This window comes from Longitalea arenae (assembly GCF_016924755.1).
GTDB classification, from domain to species: domain Bacteria; phylum Bacteroidota; class Bacteroidia; order Chitinophagales; family Chitinophagaceae; genus Niastella; species Niastella arenae.
In genome coordinates, this window is the sequence record NZ_JAFFJX010000008.1 from 227208 (window position 1) to 247426 (window position 20219).

Annotated in this window: 11 protein-coding genes and 2 tRNA genes; 6 read left to right on the plus strand and 7 right to left on the minus strand. The window is 46.9% G+C overall.

The window, feature by feature from the left end; translation table 11 throughout:
- Positions 1-18: 18 nt before the first annotated feature.
- The 5 genes from JT717_RS17350 to JT717_RS17370 form a co-directional block, all read right to left on the minus strand.
- A complete protein-coding gene (locus JT717_RS17350) occupies positions 19-1947 on the minus strand; it encodes a RagB/SusD family nutrient uptake outer membrane protein (RefSeq protein WP_205511804.1) in 1929 nt (642 codons plus the stop codon).
- A 12-nt stretch (positions 1948-1959) separates the two neighbouring features.
- Positions 1960-5271: a SusC/RagA family TonB-linked outer membrane protein gene (locus JT717_RS17355; RefSeq protein ID WP_240348183.1), complete on the minus strand. Its 3312-nt coding sequence runs from the start codon at positions 5269-5271 to the stop codon at positions 1960-1962.
- Between the two features lie 413 nt (positions 5272-5684).
- On the minus strand, positions 5685-7607 hold the full coding sequence (locus JT717_RS17360) for a hybrid sensor histidine kinase/response regulator transcription factor (protein ID WP_205511806.1): 1923 nt from the start codon (positions 7605-7607) through the stop codon (positions 5685-5687).
- Between the two features lie 144 nt (positions 7608-7751).
- The gene (locus JT717_RS17365; RefSeq protein ID WP_205511809.1) at positions 7752-9386 is read right to left on the minus strand and encodes an NADP-dependent glyceraldehyde-3-phosphate dehydrogenase; all 1635 of its coding nucleotides are present in this window, start codon (positions 9384-9386) and stop codon (positions 7752-7754) included.
- A 188-nt stretch (positions 9387-9574) separates the two neighbouring features.
- Positions 9575-11341 (minus strand): ABC transporter ATP-binding protein, encoded by a 1767-nt coding sequence (locus JT717_RS17370; RefSeq protein ID WP_205511813.1) that lies wholly within the window; start codon positions 11339-11341, stop codon positions 9575-9577.
- A gap of 412 nt (positions 11342-11753) precedes the next feature.
- On the opposite strand from JT717_RS17370, the gene JT717_RS17375 reads away from it, so the two are divergent.
- Entirely contained in the window at positions 11754-12152 is a 399-nt protein-coding gene (locus JT717_RS17375) for an SPW repeat protein (protein ID WP_205511817.1), read from the plus strand.
- A gap of 120 nt (positions 12153-12272) precedes the next feature.
- Here JT717_RS17375 and JT717_RS17380 read toward each other — a convergent pair whose 3' ends face one another.
- Positions 12273-13088 carry an SAM hydrolase/SAM-dependent halogenase family protein gene (locus JT717_RS17380; protein WP_205511820.1) on the minus strand — a complete coding sequence of 272 codons (816 nt, stop codon included), beginning with the start codon at positions 13086-13088 and terminating at the stop codon, positions 12273-12275.
- A gap of 91 nt (positions 13089-13179) precedes the next feature.
- Positions 13180-13986: an SDR family oxidoreductase gene (locus JT717_RS17385; protein WP_205511822.1), complete on the minus strand. Its 807-nt coding sequence runs from the start codon at positions 13984-13986 to the stop codon at positions 13180-13182.
- Between the two features lie 322 nt (positions 13987-14308).
- On the opposite strand from JT717_RS17385, the gene JT717_RS17390 reads away from it, so the two are divergent.
- From JT717_RS17390 to JT717_RS28845, 5 genes are all read left to right on the plus strand, one after another.
- Positions 14309-14381: transfer RNA gene (locus tag JT717_RS17390), tRNA-Lys, on the plus strand.
- Between the two features lie 114 nt (positions 14382-14495).
- A tRNA-Lys gene (locus JT717_RS17395) sits at positions 14496-14568 on the plus strand.
- A 638-nt stretch (positions 14569-15206) separates the two neighbouring features.
- Entirely contained in the window at positions 15207-15395 is a 189-nt protein-coding gene (locus JT717_RS17400; protein WP_205511824.1) for a hypothetical protein, read from the plus strand.
- A gap of 69 nt (positions 15396-15464) precedes the next feature.
- Positions 15465-18860 (plus strand): glycosyltransferase family 117 protein, encoded by a 3396-nt coding sequence (locus JT717_RS17405; protein WP_205511827.1) that lies wholly within the window; start codon positions 15465-15467, stop codon positions 18858-18860.
- Between the two features lie 182 nt (positions 18861-19042).
- Positions 19043-20140, plus strand: coding sequence for a vWA domain-containing protein (locus JT717_RS28845; RefSeq protein WP_205511829.1), 1098 nt, complete (start codon positions 19043-19045; stop codon positions 20138-20140).
- The last annotated feature ends 79 nt before the right edge of the window (positions 20141-20219 follow it).

Genomic DNA, 20219 nt, shown 5'->3' on the forward strand with positions numbered 1-20219 from the left:
TCTATATTCTTTATTTATCTATGGCATTTCCTCGTCTGCCACTGCATCCTGCCATTTTTCCCACATGGGTATGCCGCCATCGAAACCGCTATACCCTTCGTTCTGGCGAAGGCGGGCGCCGCCATTCGCGTTGATCGCTCCCTGCGGTATCGGCCAGTTGATATTATGCGGCGCCATGGTGTAAGAACGGTTCTTGACCGTCACCCTTCCTTTGTTATAAAATTCGTTGTAATGCTGAATGCGCTGGTACCAGTAACTGTTCTGGTGCAGATTTTCTACCTGGTACTGGTTGCCCCATTCATCGGGTTTATTGGCAAGCGCTAAACAATAAGAAACCCGGCTCATTTCTACAAAGCGGAACTCTTCCATATTCAATTCCCGGGCGCGTTCATCCATGATATCGCCAATGGTTACAGTTGCATACAATTGTGTACATTTCGCGCGCTGCCTGATGGTATTTACATCGGCGGTGGCGCCTGCGATATCTCCTTTGTAAAATTTGGCCTCCGCCCGCAGCAGGTAAGTTTCGGCCAGGCGGTAACAATACAGGTCGCCGGCGCCGCCGCGGTGGTTGGCTTCGCTCCGGTTCTGAGTTTCTATGGGATCCTCAATATAATACTTGTAATGCGGCCAGTCGAACCAGTTACGAACCGTGTCGGAACACAACAATGCGCCGGTGGCACTGCGCAGGCGGAGGTTTTTGCCGAACCATGCCGTGCTGGTAGGGTCATTGTATTTAAGGGAATCCATCCGCGCCCAGTTACCAACAGCGCTGTTATGGCGCAGGTCGCCGGCGTCATTAACGCCATTTACGTACCACATGGCATGTTGGGCAAAAAAAGTAGGCCTGATATGGGCAATGCCGCGGCCAATGGCGCTTTTATAATCGAACTGCGCCCGGTAGGCGCTATTGGTAGGCGCATAAAAACGCAAGGCCTGTTTTCCGTCCGGGGCCGTGGCCGCTATATTGTCGTGGAAAGGCAACCAGTTGCGCATGCTGTTCATCTTTACCGCCATATCTGTATTATTCCGGTTGATCATCACCAGGATGTTCTCGCGATTGGCGGGAATGGCTTTGTTCTCCGGCCGGTGCAGGTCCCATATGACATTCCGGGTTACCGGCCATACATTGGCATACGGACTAACAAATGTGCCGAAATTGTTTGTCATCAAAGCGTAGCCCGATTGGTTAATAAGCGTATCGGCCTGTGCAATGGCTTTATCCCACTGGCCGGTAGCCAGGTAACATTTTATCAGGAGCTGGCGGCAGGCGCCTTTGTTTATTTGCCCGGTCAGCGGCATTTGCGCCTGGTTGGGCACGAACTGCACAGCCAGTTCCATATCTTCTGTAAGCTTTTGTAAAATAGCTTCGCGTTTAGTGCTTTGAAAATTCACCTTGGGCGACTCCAGGATCCGCGTTACAAATGGTACATCCTTAAATTTGAAAACAAGGCCCATGTAATGGAAGGAGCGGTGGAAAAAAGCCCGGCCCTTGTATTCATTTTTTACAGCATCCGATAATCCCGGTACATTATCTATGTAGGTGAGAATTGAATTGGCATATTTTATACCATTATAGGTTTCCGCCCAAAAATAGCCGGTACGTTCAGGCATGTCTGTGGGGGTAAGCCGGGTAGCTATGTCTACAAAAATATTTCCATCATCTGTTTTACTGGCAACGGCAACATCGGTGAACATGTAATCGGTGCTTATGGGAAGGCCCAGATCCACATATTCGAAATAGGTCCAGTAGGAACGAAGATGTTTATCGCACATGGCCAGGGCCGCATCCAGGCCGCCTTTGGTGGTGAATGTTTTTCCCGGTTCATACAAAGACAGCGGATCGGTATCGAGGTAGGACTTCTTACAGGCTGACAGAGCGCTTATCAACGCTGCCAGCAGAACCAGTGACTTTATAGTGATCTGTTTATTATGATTCTTTTTCATTGCGTTCTTCCTTTAGAAATTTACATTTAATCCGAATGAATAGATCCTGGGAGCGATACCTGCGCGGTATTGCTGGTCGTTAACCGTTGTGTAGGTTTCAACATCGCCGTAAGCCCAGTTCTTGTCTTTGGTCCACAAGGCTGCATTACGAATGCTGGCGAACACCTTCACTCTTTCGATACCTGCTTTGGAGCTTAACTTTTGAGGAATATTGTACCCCACTGTTATATTATCGAGGCGAATAAAGGTTTTATCGAATAATTTGCCGGGTGCATTAACACCTGCCGGGCCTTTGGCATCGAGGCGGCCAAAATCGCTATTGGGATTTTCGAGTGTCCAGTATTCTTTCTTCCAGGTATTCGCCAGGTTGGTGATCAGGGATGTGTTGTTATCCTGGTTTAAATACAATCCGATAACACTTTTGTGTCCCCAGTAAGAATACATATTGAAGGAGAAATTAAAATTTTTCCAGCTAAAGTCGTTGCGCAGCGACCACATGATGGGCGCGCTTGTCTGGCCCAGGAATTCTTTATCCCTGTCGTTATACCTGGGGGTAACAGTGCCGTTGGCATTCTTCACATCATCACCTGTATAGTTATTGGCCACTTTGGGATCGCCCGGACGCTGGCCATAGATGGCTGCTTCTGCCGCTTCATCGGCCTGCCAAATGCCGGTTACATTATAGTTCCAGATCGTACTTACCGGCTGGCCAATGAACCAGGAGTTCGTGATATCATCTCGTTCCCTGCTACCGATCACATTACCCTGATCGTCGAGCACATCGTCGTACACGTAATAAAGATGTTTGATGGTATTCTTGTATTTTGAGAAATTCAAGGTGGTGCTCCAGCTGAAATTTTTGGTGCGGACATTCTGCGAGCTCAGGGTGATCTCAAAACCGGTGTTCACTACTTTGCCCAGGTTGGTAGTGATGTTAGTGAAGCCGGTAAAGTTGGGCAGGCCTCTTTCCATGATCATATCTACCGTTGGGGTTATGTAATAATCCAGGGTACCTGTAAAGCGGTTATTCAGGAAGCCGAAATCGATGCCGGTATTGAACGACTCGGTCTTTTCCCAATGCAGGTTTGGATTTGCCAGACGGTCTATCCGCAGGTAGCGGTACTGAATAAGATTCCCGCTATTATCTACATACCCCATCGATGCCGATCCGGAGCCGGCGGCCAGGTTGGCCAATGCCAGATAAGGATCATTCAGCGAGCGGTTTCCGTTCTGTCCCCAGGAGATCCTTAATTTACCCAGGCTCATGGGTTCCCATTTAAAGAAGTTCTCATTGGTGAAGGTCCAGGCTACCGCGGCTGAGAAAAAGTTTGCGCGCGGATTGGAGATGCCAAATGCGGAATAACCGTCGCGGCGAAATGAAGCGGTGAACATATAGCGGTCGTTATAAGAATAGATCATGCGGGCCAGTAACCCATCGGCCGTTTCTTTAACGTCTTCTGCGTCGTAATTGCTCCTGTTCTTGTCACCAAAAGTCGTTTCGTGAAAACCAAGGGCGTCGCTGGGCAGAATATTGCGGGCTTCTACCCTATCTTTCCAGGATTGCCGTTTTTCCGCTTCCTGCACCAGGGTCAAATTCACGCGGTGTTTTCCGAAATTTTGTTCCATGTTGATGGTATTGTTCAGCGACCAGTCGAAGCGCGCCGTTTGTTCACGGTCTACCCGGCCATTGGTGCCGCCCCAGTCGGGATGCGCAGATGATTCCCAATAGCGCTGATGATAATACTGATACCGGGGCGAAGCGTTGAACGAATATGTGATGTTGAAAGGCAATTTTACTTTGGCGCTCAGGATGGTGTTGAAGATCGTATAACCCTGGTCGCGGTCGATATACTGGCGGTTGAAATCGAAATTGTAACCGTAGTTATTGATCATATTGTCGCCCTGGGGATGCACCTGCAGATTGCCGTTATCATCTTTATAGCTGGCGAAAGGGGCATTGTAAATGATCTGCCGGTTCCAATCCGCCGCAATGTCGTTATCGGTACGGTGCTGGAAATTAACATTACCACTTACATCCAACCACTTTGTCATTTTGGCCTCCAGCTTCATATTCGAGCGGATCGCTTTATAATCGTTGCCGGCCACAACCCCCTGGTTGGAAAGATAGCCAAGTGACATATAATAGTTGATATTGTCTGAAGCGCCTGAAGCACTGAGGTTGTAATCCTGGTTAATGCCCGTGCGGAAGGATTGGTCGTACCAGTCGAAGGTCTTGCCAGCGAGGAAATTGTTCAGCACGGTGCTTTGCAATAACAGCCGCTTGGCCCAGATCTCTGCATCGGAAATACCCGGCGTATTGGTGGCAGCGGTATAAGCACGCCACTGGTCGATCGTAATGCCATATTTGGTGAGGTTTGCATCCGTTGGTTCAGCATAATAACCCGGCTGTGTTCTGAACGAGGATTGATAAGCTTCGTAGTTTCCGGTTGCGGGATTGATGCCATAGGTAGGCGCAGTATACCAATCCTGGCGGTATTGCATGTATTCGGCCCCATTCATCACCCTGCGGTGTGCGCCCATGGTAACTATGCCCAGGTTGGAAGTGAAATTGAACCTGGGTTTGCCTTTTTTACCTTTTTTAGTGGTGATGATCAATACGCCATTGGCCGATTTGGCGCCATATACGGCTGCTGCCGAAGCATCTTTCAGGATATCTATTTGTTCAATATCGTCGGGGTTGATCTCTGACAATTCGCCGTAGAAGATCATACCATCCAGCACAAGTAAAGGATCATTATGACCGCCGGCCGTGTATACCGAACGTTGCCCGCGGATCTGGATGGAGCCGCCACCCTTGGCCGTTGGGTCAAAACCAACCGTAACGCCGGGTGTACCGCGAATAATGTCTTGTGTGGTGTTCGGGTTTTGATCAGCTATTTTATCGGGCCGGATCTGGGTAATGGAACCGGTAAGATCTTTTTTCCGCACCTGGCCATAGCCGATGACGACCACCTCATCCATTGATTTCTGGCTTATTTCGAGCCGCACAGCTACTTCGCCACTTGCCGGCACTTTAATGGTTTGGGAAGCAAAACCTGAAAAGGAAAAAGTGATGCTGGCATCTACCGGTGCTTTTAAGGAAAAGCGGCCATTGTCATCTGTAGTAACCCCCTGCGATGTATGCTGAATGGTTACAGAAACGCCTTTGAGCGGCATATTACTGGCATCCACTACCGTACCGGTGATCGTTCGCTCCTGCGCCAGTAACGAAAAAGGGGCAAAAAGAATGGCTGCAAAAAACAAGACAAAACCCCATTGTCTTGTTGGAAACAGATTGAACATAAAGCGTCGAATTTTCATCATGACAATTGATTAAAGATTTGGCAAGACCTGTCAGGTCTGCTTATACGAACTGTTTATTTAAGACCCAAGGCTGACCTTACAGGTCTGCTCAGCTTTGAATAATGGAACGAAAAAACGGGGAGGATGGAATTGCCAGTAAGCGTTTAGAAACAGGGGTTGGTGCACTACCCTGACAGGTAACATGTCTTTTTTCATACCGCAAAAGTTTTGGTGCCAGGTTCCGGATCCTGATCCGCCTGAAAGAGATAACAATGGCAATATAGCCGGTAGATGGCTGGTAGTGAGGGGGGCATTTTTTGATAAAAAGGGGGCTTTTTTAACCCCTACAGGTACGTCAACCCCCTACATATGGTTATTTTAAATTTGTAAAAGACTCATCAATAGACATATGATAAAAAAATTGACGTAGTGCACTACGTCGAGGAACGCCTTATAATTTTTTCGTTGATATGGTACTGTTTTCCTAGATTTTTACGGTATCGCTCGATATATTCCGATGGCCGCATCCCGAAGAGGCGGGTGAAATGTTCCCTGAAATGTTTTACATCGGCTATTCCCACATGAAAGGCGGTCTCATTGACATTATAATTCGAATTGATGAACAATTCGGCCGCCTTGCGCAAACGTATAAAGCGTACAAATGCGTTGGCGGGCTGACCGGAAACCGCTTTGATCTTTTTATTCATTTTGGAATAGCTCATGCCCAGTTCCTGCGCCAGGGTTTGAATGGAAAAGCGGTCATCGTCGAGATGCGCTTCCACAATGGCAATGCAATTATCGAGAAAGGTCTTATACTCACCGGATACTTTTAAGGTGTTTTGCTGCAAGGTGATCTCGTTGTAAAAATATTTCTGCAGGTTGTTTTTACTTTTTATCAGCGCCATTACCCGGGCAAGCAGCAGCTCTTTGTCAAAAGGTTTGGTAATGTAATCATCCGCCCCTACTTCCACCCCTTGCAGCCGCGTATCATTAGAAGAATTACTGGTAAGCAGGATCACCGGAATATGACACAAAGCACTGTCTTCCTTGATATTTTTGCAAAGCTCAATGCCCGACATTCCCTGTAAAACCACATCGCTTATAATAATATCCGGGTGGTACTGCTGCGCCAGCCGCAGCCCTTCTTCGCCGCTTTGCGCTTCATACACGGTAAATTGTTCTTTGAAAAGACCGGCCACGTACCGCCTGATCTCAGCATTGTCGTCTACCACCAGGATCCGCTGGGTTTCGGTAGCAAGGTCATTAAATACGGTTTGCCCGGCTTTACGCTCCTGATCCTTTACCGGGGCTTCCGGTATGATCTCCTTCCATGAACCGGGTTCCTCGGGTTCAATGACAGGCAATGCATCCCCTGCCCTTTCCTCCTGTTTGGCAGGCAGGCATATGACAAAAGAAGTGCCCTTGCCTGCTTCGCTGGTATATGACAGTTCCCCTTTATGTGCTTCCACCAAACGTTTTACCAGGTATAAACCGAAACCAAAGCCGGCTTTGGCGGTATTGGCCTGATAGAACTTTTCAAAGAGCTTATCCTTTGCACTATCTGGAATGCCTGGACCACTGTCCTTAATTTCCAGGACCAGGTCATCTTCATGCAACTCAACGTGAAAATGAATACTTCCCTGGTCAGGGGTATATTTAAAGGCATTCGATAATAAATTATACAGGATGATCTCCAGCTTTTCCCGGTCGGCATTGATGTATGCCTGTTCGGCTGTTGACAAGAGCTGGTAATCGATGTTCTTGGCCAGCGCCAGCTGGGCAAAAGCGGAATACACGTCTTTTACCAGTTTGCCCAGTTCGAGCGGTACGATCTTCAGTTGGTCTAAACCGCTATCTGCTTTTTGAAACAGGAGGAGTTGGTCTACCAGCCCCAGCATTCGCCGCGCATTGTGATAGATCAATTGTAAGTCGTTTTCGTCGTTTCCTGCGTTTTGCCGGTTCTTCAGCAGATCTTTAAGGGGATTTATAATCAGGGTGAGTGGCGTTCTGAATTCATGGGAGATCATGGTAAAAGCCAGCCGCTGTGCTTCCAGTTCCGCTTCTTTTTTGTCTTTTTCTGCATTGGCCCTGGCCAGTTCCGCCTCGCGTTTTTCTCTTTCGGCCTTTTCATTTTCCTCGTTCAGGCGCAGGATCTGAAGCTGGTACTCTAAACGGGTTTGCCGGCTTTTATACCGCAGGTATAAATACAGTAACAGGGCGGCCAAACATAAATAGACCAGGTAACTGTTTGCACTCAGCAGATCGATCCTGGCAAAACCCGGACTGCCGGCCGCGAATAGCGAATTGGTAAAAAAAAGGGCAAATAGGCAGGCAATGTAGTGTTTACAATCTCTCATGTGCACAATATTCCTTAGGGTAATCGCTGTTTGGTTACAACCAAATATAAAGGAATATTTTTTAGCAAACAGAGCCGTGCCACAGTTCGTTCACATAGGAGTGACAAACCATGACACGGCTATACAACACAATGAAGCCTGTTATTAAAAAATGTAGTTCGTACTTAAAAAATTACTCTCATGATCGCGCACGATCGTATTGAGCAGGTTCTTATTCGATTCAGTTATTTTAGCTGCCACCAGCGAACGGATCGAGAACGAACGAAGCGCATCGAATACGGAAAGTGTGCCTTCTGCACTGTCTTTTCTTCCGGTGAATGGAAAAATATCAGGTCCGCGTTGTGCCTGGCAGTTAATATTTACACGGCTTACCAGGTTTACAAATGAATCTATGAGCTTTGCTACTTCGGTTGGTTCTTCACTGAAGATACTTACCTGCATGCCATGGGATGCATTTACCTGGTAGTTGATCGGTTCTTCGATAGACTCAAAGGGTACTACCGGCACGATGGGACCAAACTGTTCTTCATGATACAGTTTCATTTTATCATTGACCGGGTATACGACCGCCGGAAATACAAAAGAAGCTTCCTGCAGGCCGCCATTTTCATTCATTACTTTGGCGCCTTTGGCAACGGCATCCTCAATGCATTCTTTAAGATACGCAGGTTTATTATCTTCAGGCAGCGGCGTTATTCTTACGCCGCTTTCCCAGGGCAAACCGGGTTTTAGGGCAGCCACAGCGGCAGACAGCTTTTCAGTGAATTCTGCAGCCACTTCTTTTTGCACAAAGATCAGCTTCAGGGCAGTGCAACGTTGTCCGTTAAAAGACAGGGCCCCCAATATACATTCGTTCACCGCTACATCGAGGTTGGCGTTTTTTGTAACGATGGCCGCATTTTTCGCATCCAGGCTCAGGATGGCGCGCAAGCGGTTCACTTTCGGGTGCAGTTTTTTGAGTCCGTTTGCTACTTTGCTGGAACCGATGAAAGCCAGCACATTCACCTTACCGCTTTCCATGATCGGTGAAATGATCTCTGAGCCCCTGCCATATAAAGTATTTACTGTTCCTTTCGGAAATGCTTCTTTAAATGCGTTCAGCAATGGATAGTGCGCCAGAACGCCGTGTTTGGGCAATTTGAAAAGGATGGTATTACCCATGATAAGGGCCGGAATGAGGGTCGTGAAAATTTCATTCAACGGATAATTGAAAGGGCCCATACTCAATACTACACCTAATGGTGCTCTTCTTACCTGGGCAATAGTACCTTCTGCCTGCTGAAAACGGGATGATTCGCGGTCATGTTCTTTCAGCGCGTCGATGGTGTCATTTATGTATTCTACCGTACGGTCAAATTCTTTGGTAGCGTCTGCCAGTGTTTTTCCAATTTCCCACATCAATAGTTTTATCACCAGGTTTCTTTGCTGGATCATGAGGTATACAAACTTCTGCATGCATTGGATGCGTCCTTCTACCGACATGGTAGGCCATTCACCAAGTCCATTATTATAAGCTGCTACAGCTGCGTCAAGCGCTTCCAGTGATTCTTTCGGCGTGGTATTCGGTATGCTGCCCAATAGTTTTTTCTTCAACCCGGTTGGCGTAGGCACACACACCGGGGAATAAATATTGGTAACAGGACCATTCCAGGGAACCAGTTCTCCATTTAATAAGTACTCGCGTTGATGGATCTCCGTAACCTGGAATTCAGCTGGGATACTGCTTTCGTCTTTAAAAATGGGCGGTAAGGAACGGCTGCTGGTGTTCTGTTGCTGCATGGTTGAATGATTTTCGTCTCTTATTAAATATTTTTCAAATTTACTATAGGATCAGGCGAATCAGGTTAGGATATAACATGATTTTTTCAAATGTAGTTTAATAAACGAGAAGACATTTAATAAAATGACCTTATGCTAAACTAAAATAGCCCTTAGCGGGCTATTTCAGTTTATGGTTATTCAAATTTTTAGTGCACCGTTTGCTGCTGGTGTTTCCATAGCTCCTGGAAAATAGGGCTGTTCTCACGCAGGTAGGTGAAACTGCCTTCCGCTACTATCCTGCCCTGCTTAAGCACATAAATGTAATCGAACTGATTCAACAGGTGCAGGCGGTGCATGGAAGAAATGATGGCTTTATTCTGGAACGCAGCAAACATCTTCTGGTAGATCAATGCTTCCGTTTTCGGGTCAACACTGCTGGTGGGTTCATCCAGCAATACCACTTCACTTTCCCTCGCCGCCAAAATACCACGGGCCAGGGCCAGGCGCTGTTTTTGTCCGCCCGAGAGGTTAACACCTTTTTCGCGGATATCCGATTCCAGCCCTTTCGGCAACTGGTGGATCACATCGGTGAAATGCGCACTGTCACTCACCTTCATGATCTCTGCATCAGCAAAGGGGAGCCCCAGCGTAATATTATATGCAATGGTATTTTCAAAGATCTCTGGCTCCTGCGGGAACAGGGTTACCGTTTCATTGATGGTGGCCAGCGCATAGGGTTTGCCATCTACCGTTAACTGCATACCGGCTTGCGGATTGTACAGTCCTCTTAATAAAGACAACAAAGTACTCTTACCGCTTCCGCTTTCCCCGATCAGGGCGATCCTTTTTCCCCGGCCAATGGTAAGATCGAGGTTATGCAGGCTTTGCGGGGCATGATCGCTGTCGTATTGCTGGCGGTGGGTAAAATTCAGGTTTTTGATCTCGATGGTCTGCCAGTCTTCGGGCAGGTCGCTGGGCTGGTCGGGACGATGCTGATCCTGGTAGGCCTTTTCAATTTTGCCGGCTGTTTCAACATGCGTATTGTACCGTACGATCTCCGTGTATTGCCAGGCCACGTCGTGGAATACGGTGGTGAACTGGTTCACAAATCCCAGCAAGGTGACCAGTCCGGCAATAGGAAACACCTGGCCCGGACTCCAGTTCTGGTAAACAAAACCTGCGGCGATCACTACGTAGATCAGGGAGACCATCATATCGGCTACAAACCATTTCCATTCATTGATCACTGCATTCTTCCGGAAGGGCCGTACAATCGACTGCACTTTTTTCAGCAACCCGCTTTCCATGCTTTGTTCCAGGCGAAGGGTTATCACCGTCATGATGTTCGACAGGCTGTCGAACAGCGTGGAAGAAACCACGTGCTCCTTCTCATTCACTTCGTCGAGTGTTTTAATGAATGGCTTATCGAATTTCATGATCAGGGCAATGGTGATGATGCCCAGCAGGATACCGATGCTGCCAAACAGCGGGGAGAAATACAACATGGCCGCCACTGAAAAGATCATTTTCGCCAGCGCATGAACGTACATGAATCCCTTGTCAAAAAATTCGCGCAGCGCTTCATACGCTTTTCTGATACGGTTAATGGTAGAACCGCTGTGGTGGTCCTGGTGCCATTTTACCGGCAGGTGCAGCGCCTGGTGATAGCGTTCCATCAGGAAGTTGCGGCTCAGGTTAAACGCCAGCTGGCGCTCCATGATGCGTGCCGGACCGTGGAAGCTCCATTCTACGAACTTCATTCCAAAATAAGCAATGGCGTACAGCAGGGCATAATAAAAGACCTGCCGGGTATCCTGTTGGATCTTTCCGACGAACCAGCCAAAAAGGATGGGGTTCAGCGAGTAGATCACATTGGCAACAAGGAATAACGTATAGATAAGTACATACTTCTTTCGTTCCTGGCGGGCATAGTGCCACGCCGTTTTCAATAATGAGATATATGGATTGGACATTTCGCTACAAATGAAAAATAAACAATAGGGTTTGCTCCAGGTCAATGCCGGAGTACCGGATCAGCGCGGGCTGCATACGGAATGCAGCGGAAAGATCCTGCTACAAGTTAGTGACGGGAGACCATCGGAATGGAGACTTTCATTTTAGTGGTTTACAATAGAAGGCAAAGGTCCTTAAATTTTCCCAAACACAAAACAGGAGTCTAATCGTACCCGTCAAAAGTCTGGCTGTAACCGGCCCTGCGCTTCAAAAGTGTCAGACCAACAGCCGGGGGCCTGCCGGGGCGTGGAGGGTGCCCGGTTTGGTAATGGGTATTCCACTCTACACCACCGCTATAATTGTTTGATACCCATTAACCATGAGTAAGGCATAAATTATGCAAAAATGGTAATGAACCAAATTGTTTGATATATGAGATGGATAGCAACAAAGACCCATGGATACCTGGACTATCTGATGGGTATACTGCTGATTGCAGCACCGTGGATATTTGGTTTTGCCAGAGAAGGCGCCGAAACATGGGTACCGGTTGTAATAGGTGCCGGTGTGATCCTGTACAGTTTGATTACAGATTATGAATTAGGAGCAAGCCCGGTGATCTCCATGAGAACACACCTTATGCTTGACCTGATTGGTGGTGCCCTGCTGGCGGTTTCTCCGTGGCTGTTTGGCTTCGCAGACTATGTATGGCAGCCGCACCTGATCTTTGGTATCCTGGAAATGGGTGCTGCTTTAATGACGAAACTGGTTCCGGGTGTTGAAAAGAAACATCATTATCATCCGAATCAACGTCACACAACAGCACATTAAAAGTTAATTCCGTCGGTTTAAACGATTAGGCCGTCCGCCCCTGGCGGATGGCTTTTTTATTTGTGGTTATGGCCGGGATAACGTTATGATCGCTTAATGCGAATGAGTATATGCTTAAGACTAGCCGAACATGATCTTGACCGTTTGGTAGAATAAACGGCTCTGTAGGTGTTGGGCCTGTTCGCTAAATCCCTGCAGGCCGAAGAGGCCGGCGGCATTGCCTTTGTTAATAGCTATTTCGAGGTAACCGGCAGCATTGAAGAGGGCCAGTTTTTCGCCTTCCGGTACATCGGCATAGGTTTCCGCAATTTTATCGATGACTTCATTGCGTTTGAAAACGATCTTGAACTTGCGTCCTTTGCGATGCTCCTCAAATTGTTCCCGGGTGATATTGACTACGATATTCTCGAAATGATCAATGAAAATGATCTGTCCCTCCATCCAGTTCTCCCCAAACAGGGGACGCAGATGATTCTTCTCAATGAATGGTACATCGGGTATGCCAATGTCCTGTAAACGGGCGCCGGCATGTAATTGCTGTATGGCCTCCCCCATCACCTGGGTACAGTAAAGCGTGTTCTTAATGGCCTTTGGATCCAGTGGCAGGCCGATGATCATTTCCGGTTTATCTTCCAGGATCATGGTGAGCAAGCCATTATCGGCGCATAAAATATATTGTTCATGGTGCCAGGCCAATAATAATTGTTCGGGCTTTTTTTCAAACAGGTTGATCAGCAATAAATGGAATGTGTGGGAAGGAAACTGCCGGATGGCATTGCGGCAGATATACGCTGCCTGCGGGTAATTGAACGGAGAAATAGTATGTGACACATCAACCAGGGTAAAACTGGGGTTGAGCTGCAACAACCGGCCTTTTACTGCACCCACCAGGTAGTCTTGCATACCAAAATCAGAAGTGAGGGTTAGTAAAGGCATCAGAGAATTTAAGAGTTAAAATTACAATTGAGATATAAAAAGGTTTGAACACTTTGGTTAATGAATAATGAAGCGAACCATTTATAATGCTTTACTTGGTAAGCTCATTATTTTTAAAGAAGAATTTATATACCAGTTTATCTGTCAGTGAAGGGAAGAGTTTATTCATAAAGATGGTTCTTTTACCATTAAAGGTAAGCACCAGGGTACGCTTCCGGCCTTCGATGGCTTTCAGGATCTCGCGGGAACATTCCTGCGCGCTCATGAGACTGGCCTCATCGAGGGGAGATTCGCCTTGTGGTTTCCCCTGTTCATTCAACGCTGCATTTCGGATATTGGAGGCTGTAAAGCCGGGACAAACCCACATAACATGTACGCCGGAGTGTAATAACTCGGTACGGATGGCTTCTAACCAGCCCTGCAGGGCAAATTTGGAAGCGGAGTAGGCAGCGCGGCCTGGCAGTCCACGGTAACCGGCAATGGAAGAAACGCCTACAATGGTTCCTTTTCGTTCCAAAATGGAAGGCAACGCATATTTGGTGCAGTACACTGAGCCAAAAAAGTTTACGTCCATTACTTTTTTGATCACCTCAACATCGGCATCGTTGAACAAAGCACGCATGCTGATGCCGGCATTATTGATAAGGATGTCGATACCGCCGAAGGTTTTTATGGTGGATTCAATAAAACGGCGGCAATCGGCTTCTTTACTGACGTCGCAGGTGATCGTATGCAGCATTACGTTGGCATGCTGCAGTTGAAGGGTATATAATTTATCGTAATTGCGCGCACAGGTAGCCACTTTGGCCCCCGCGGCAATACAAGCATCAACCAAAGCCTTTCCTATACCATCGCTTCCACCCGTAATAGCTACAACCTTATCTTTTAAAAATGACATAGCGTTACATTTGTAATCACAAAAATAGCGGAGTTGTACCGCTGAAAAAATATCAATTGTGAAAATAGTTTAGGATTTTTTTTTAAAAAATTTGGCCGCATTTGAATTTCCCCTATTTTTGCACTCCCAAAATAAACGCACCGTACAAAACGGTCAAAAGAAAAGAAAATGAAGGAGTTGGAAAGTATTTTGGGAGAAGATCTTGAAAGCGTTTAAAGTTTTTATAGGTTGATCTCGTAGCTCAGTTGGCAGAGCATCCCGATTTTATCGGGAGGGTCCTGGGTTCGAGAAACCACTAAGCTCTATAAAATTTTTTAAGGTCGATCTCGTAGCTCAGTTGGTAGAGCACAACACTTTTAATGTTGGGGTCCTGGGTTCGAGTCCCAGCGGGATCACAAAAAGCACAAGAGGCTATCAAAGTTGGTAGCCTCTTTTTTTATCTCAATTTTGCCGGAAGGCTATTCAAAAGAACTATACTTTCAACGAATTTTAAAGAACTTTTCACGGTCGATCTCGTAGCTCAGTTGGTAGAGCACAACACTTTTAATGTTGGGGTCCTGGGTTCGAGTCCCAGCGGGATCACAAAAAGCACAAGAGGCTATCAGATTTGGTAGCCTCTTTTTATTGGTTTCAATCCCAGTTCCAGGCTTGGCGACATTAAAAAAATGGTTGAAGCTATTAAAAGTTGGTAACATTTTTTAAAGCTCTCTACCATCGTATGTAACAAAACGTTACCGCGAATCGTATAGAGAGGATGAGTGAATATGAACGACTTGCACATAAATTCATTGAACAAACAAGAACAGTTTATTGAACAATCACTACCACTTTATTGAACTATCAATACCAGTTTGTTGAACAACCAGGTATGGTTTATTAAAAGGTAGGGAACAGATCATTAAACAAACAGGTATCAATCATTAAAAAATACGGAGAGTTTATTGAACAAACAGGTCTTGTTTATTGAATAAACAGACCTTGTTTGTTGAACATACTAGTATACTTTGTTGAATCTACTGAACAATTTTTTGAACGAATTGGTCCCGGTTTTTCAACAATCAACCCCTGCTTATTGAAAGATCTAACCATATATTTAAATACCAGACGCTGATTGTTGAATTCATCGATCAGATCTTTCAACGATCAGTGTTGTTTTTTCAATACCTGGTGTAAGCCGCAACAACAGCGAAACCCGCTACCTTCTTACCATAGCCCAAGGTTTGAAGCGGCATTTCGGTCAGCCTGACGACCAGCCGGAAGGCATTTGCCGCCAGGCTGCCGGCCATGGCGCCGGCGCCAAATTACCCGGCCGGCAAAGCGGCCATCAAAACAGGCAGCGTTTTTTGGTGATGACATACCCAACCGCCAAAAAATCAATCAATTCAGCGCCTAAACAAACTATTACTTAACATAAAACTTTGCATGAAATTCTTAAAACTTAGAACTTATATTTGCCCATTCTTTTAAACCAACACTTTATGAATTTTAACCGAGTGAACAACATAGTGGGTTGGGTCGTGTGCCTGATAGCCTGTAGCGTATACGTACTCACTATGGAACCAACCGGCAGTTTTTGGGACTGCGGTGAATTTGTCTCCAGTGCCTATAAGCTCCAGATCCCACACCCCCCTGGCGCCCCCCTCTTCATTTTGCTGGGCCGCTTTTTCATTATCCTGTTCGGCGATAACCCCGGCAATGCTGCACTCGGCGTAAACTTCATGAATGCCATCGCCAGTGGTTTCACCATATTATTCCTTTTCTGGACCATCACCCATTTTGCCCGTAAACTGGTAAAAAGAGATGGTACCGATTATAGCCAGCAACAACTGTTCACCATCATGGGAGCCGGTGCCGTAGGCGCCCTGGCCTATACGTTCTCTGATTCTTTCTGGTACAGTGCAGTTGAAGGTGAGGTTTACGCATTGTCTTCCCTGTTTACGGCCATCGTATTCTGGGCCATTCTTAAATGGGAACATGAAGTGGACCTCGAAGTGAAGACCGATGGCCATAGATTTTCCCGTGCCGACCGCTGGCTGATCTTCATTTTTTACATGATGGGTTTGTCAATCGGTGTGCACCTGTTGAACCTGTTGACCATCCCCGCCATTGTAATGGTGTATTATTTCAAACGTTATAAAGTTACCCGCTGGGGAATGGTAGCCGCTTTCTTTATCGGCTGTGTGATCACCGGCCTGGTACAGGTGGCCATCATCCAGTGGTCGATCAAAGGCGCCGGTCAGTTCGACATCTTCTTTGTTAATAATCTTGGCACTCCTTTCTTTGTAGGTTTTGGTACTTATTTCCTGCTGCTGAGTGCGCTGCTGATCCTGGGCCTGCTGTTTACCGATGCGCAGATAAAAAAGTTCACGCTCTTCCCCATCTGGTTATCAGCCATCGTATTGTTGTTCTGCTTCCCCTTTATTCATTCGGGCGGCACTTTTATCTTATTGATATTGGGTTTAGGCGCGCTGGTAGCCATTTGCTATTATTCAAAGAACAATATCTATTCCTTCCTGAAGATCGGACTTTGGTCTGCCATCTTCCTCATTCTCGGTTATTCAACCTATTTCACTACGCTGGTGCGGTCAACCGCCAACCCTTCCGTAGACATGTACAATGTTGATAACCCGGTGAGCCTGGTGGGTTACCTGAGCCGTGAACAATATGGCGACTGGCCCGTTGCGTATGGTCCGGACTTCGTTTACCGTTCTCCTTTTGTAACCACAGGTGATCTGTATGTAAAAGGAGAAGACAAATACGTTCCTGCCGGTAAAACCCGTAAACAGGATTTCAGCGCTCAACCTTCTGAAGAAGACAAAGCAGCGCTGGCACAACAACACCCCGACTGGGATGTAGACAAGATAGGTCCTCACATTTTCCCGCGCATGTGGGACAATGGTAATGAGCGTAACCAGGAGTATGTGTACCGCACTTTCGGTGACATGAGTGCAGATGAACAGCCTACCTTCTTTCACAACATAAAGTACTTCCTGAACTACCAGTTCCGTTGGATGTACTGGCGCTATTTCATGTGGAATTTCGCCGGTAAGCAAAACGACCTGCAGGGCTTTGGCAACCGCCGCGATGGTAACTGGAACAGCGGTATCAACTTTATCGACAAAATGTTTGGCCACAGTACGCCCGCCGAACTGCCAGCAACCGCCGGTTCAGAGAACAAAGCCAACAATAAATTATTCTTCCTGCCATTTATATTGGGTACCATTGGGTTCTTCTTCCACCTGGTACGTAATAAATACGATTGGCTGGTAAACTTCCTGTTGTTCTTCTTTACCGGTCTGGCGATCGTGATCTACCTGAACCAAAGCGGACAGCAACCGCGTGAACGTGACTACGCCTATGTCGGTTCCTTCTATGCATTTGCCGTTTGGATAGGTTTGGGTGTTATCTGGGTAAGAGAAAAATTGAGCCGGTACGTAAAAGGCGCCATTCCCGACTATGCGGCCTTCGCCGTCTGCCTGCTGGCAGTGCCCGTGCTCATGGCCTCGCAGGAATGGGATGATCATGACCGTAGCAAGAAAACCCTGGCCCGCGACATTGGAAAAGATTACCTCGAAAGCTGCGCCAAAGACGGTATCCTGATCTCCTTTGGTGATAATGATACCTATCCGCTCTGGTATTCGCAGGAAGTAGAAAAGATCCGCCCTGACCTGCGCGTGATCAACTACAGCTTGCTGGGCACCGACTGGTATATCAATGAGCTGCGGTATAAAGTGAATGAAAGCGCTCCTACCGACGTGATCTTTACACCCCAGCAAATAGAAGGTGATAAGAGAAATGTGGTATTTACCGGTTCTTATTTGAGCCGTGCCAACTACAGTGCACCACTTGCCGGATATGATCAGAATAAATATTACGACCTTTACGATCTGCTGAAGAACGTAACCGCCAGCGATGATCCCAAATACACCGTTCCGCTGAACGAGGAAGATATGGGCAATATTCTGCCGGTTAACAAAGTGAGCGTTCCGGTTGATGTGGAGTGGGCTAAAAAGAACATTCCGCTCAATCCCGGCGACAGCGTGGTGAGCGAACTGAAACTCGATATCAAGCGAAGCTACCTGCAAAAGAACGACCTCGCCGTGCTGGCCATCATAGCAGGCAATAAATGGAAACGTCCGATCTACTTCACTTCTACACAGGAACTGGAAGATTTGGGACTGGAAAAATATGTGCGCATGGAAGGACTTTCCTATCGCCTGGTACCTGTTGAAGGCACCAATGTGAACATGGATGTGTCATACAAGAACATCATGGAAAAATTTGCATATGGCAACGCCAGCAAACCCAATGTTTACTTCGATGAAGAGAACCGCCGCCATATCAACAGCCTTCGCCAGGCACATGCCTTCCTGGGCATGGCGCTGGTAGATGCCGGTAAAAAAGATTCTGCCCGCAAGGAATTGCGCAAGTATGACAGCCAGGTACTGGAAAGCAATGTACCTTACGGCATGACATCGAACCGCGGCAACTTCCATAACCGGGTTACGATGACATATTTATATGCTGCCTACCGCAGCGGCGACCTGGAACTGGCCAAAAAAGTGAGCAGATCGGTTAAGACTGACCTCGAGCAACAAATGAAATATTATCGCTCACTCGGTGATGAAAGCGCCAATAACGAAACCCTGGCAATGAATGCCGCCGGTTATTTGAACAATAAAGGCGGAATACTGTCACAAAAACAGGAAGTATTTGCCCAGGATATTGTTTCCTCGTACCAGATGCTGATGCAAATGGCCGACTGGGAAAAACAATTTGGCGGCGGCGCCGGCCAAAGCCCTGTTGAAAATGCACCTGCTACCCTGCCCCAGGCTGCAGACACCCAAAAAGCGGTTGATACGGCAAAACCGTAAACAAATAATAAGCAGAATATCAAGGCGTGCCATTCCGGTTTATCGGAATGGCACGCTGCTTTTAGGGGGCCTGCCAACAATTGCCGCCATACTTTGTTGTAGTGTTAAGAAAAATTACATACATCAGGGAATGGATATTAATGCTTAAATTGAGAGAGAACCACAAAAAATAATCTTTACCAGTGATAGGACACCATTTTACCAAATTTGATCCCCGTCAGGAGGGCAAATCGAAATTCGAGCAGTTGCTGGATGTATTCATGCAATTGCTTACCTATACCAATGGCGATGTAAGCGAAGCGTTGAACTGGATGAACCAGCTCGATAAAGAATATGAGCTTACCAATGAGGAATATGGCATGGGTGATTTCATAGAAGAGTTGAAAGAGAAAGGATATATCCAGGAAAACCAGGTAAGCGGAGAGATAAAGATCACCTCCAAGACCGAACAGGGCATCCGCAAAAGATCGCTCGAGGAGATCTTCGGCAAACTAAAGAAGACCAAACAGGGCGATCACCATACGTTTAAGCCCGGTTCCGGCGATGAGATCAACCCGGAGACCCGGCCTTTCCAGTTTGGCGATACGCTGGAGCAGATCGACTTCACCACATCTATCCGCAATGCACAGATCAATCATGGCATTGAAAGCTTTAACATGCAGGAAGATGACCTGGCCATCCGCGAAACCGATTTCAAATCACAAACTTCTACCGTACTGATGATCGATATCTCGCACTCGATGATCCTGTATGGAGAAGACCGCATAACGCCGGCTAAAAAAGTGGCGATGGCGCTCAGTGAACTGATCACCACCAAATACCCTAAAGACACGCTCGACATCGTAGTATTTGGGAATGATGCCTGGCCGGTTGAAATAAAGGACCTGCCTTATTTACAGGTGGGGCCTTATCATACCAATACCGTTGCAGGGCTTGAAATGGCGATGGATATCCTGCGCCGCCGCAAGAATCCCAACAAACAGATCTTTATGATCACCGACGGAAAACCCACCTGTTTAAAAATAGGTAAACGCTATTATAAGAACAGCTTTGGGCTCGACCGCCGCATCACCAACCGTTGCTTGAACCTGGCCGCGCAATGCAAAAAATTAAAAGTACCCATCACTACTTTTATGATCGCTACAGATCCTTACTTGCAGCGCTTTGTACAGGAATTCACTGAAACCAACAGTGGCAAGGCATTCTTTGCCTCGCTCGACCGGTTGGGCGCATTCATATTCCGCGATTTCGAAAATGGAAAAAGAAAAACCGTCTATTAATTGTATGGCTGATTTTGAGATTTTTATAAATTCAGCATTCCTCCAAATCAATAAATCGTGAAATCTCAAAATCCCGAAA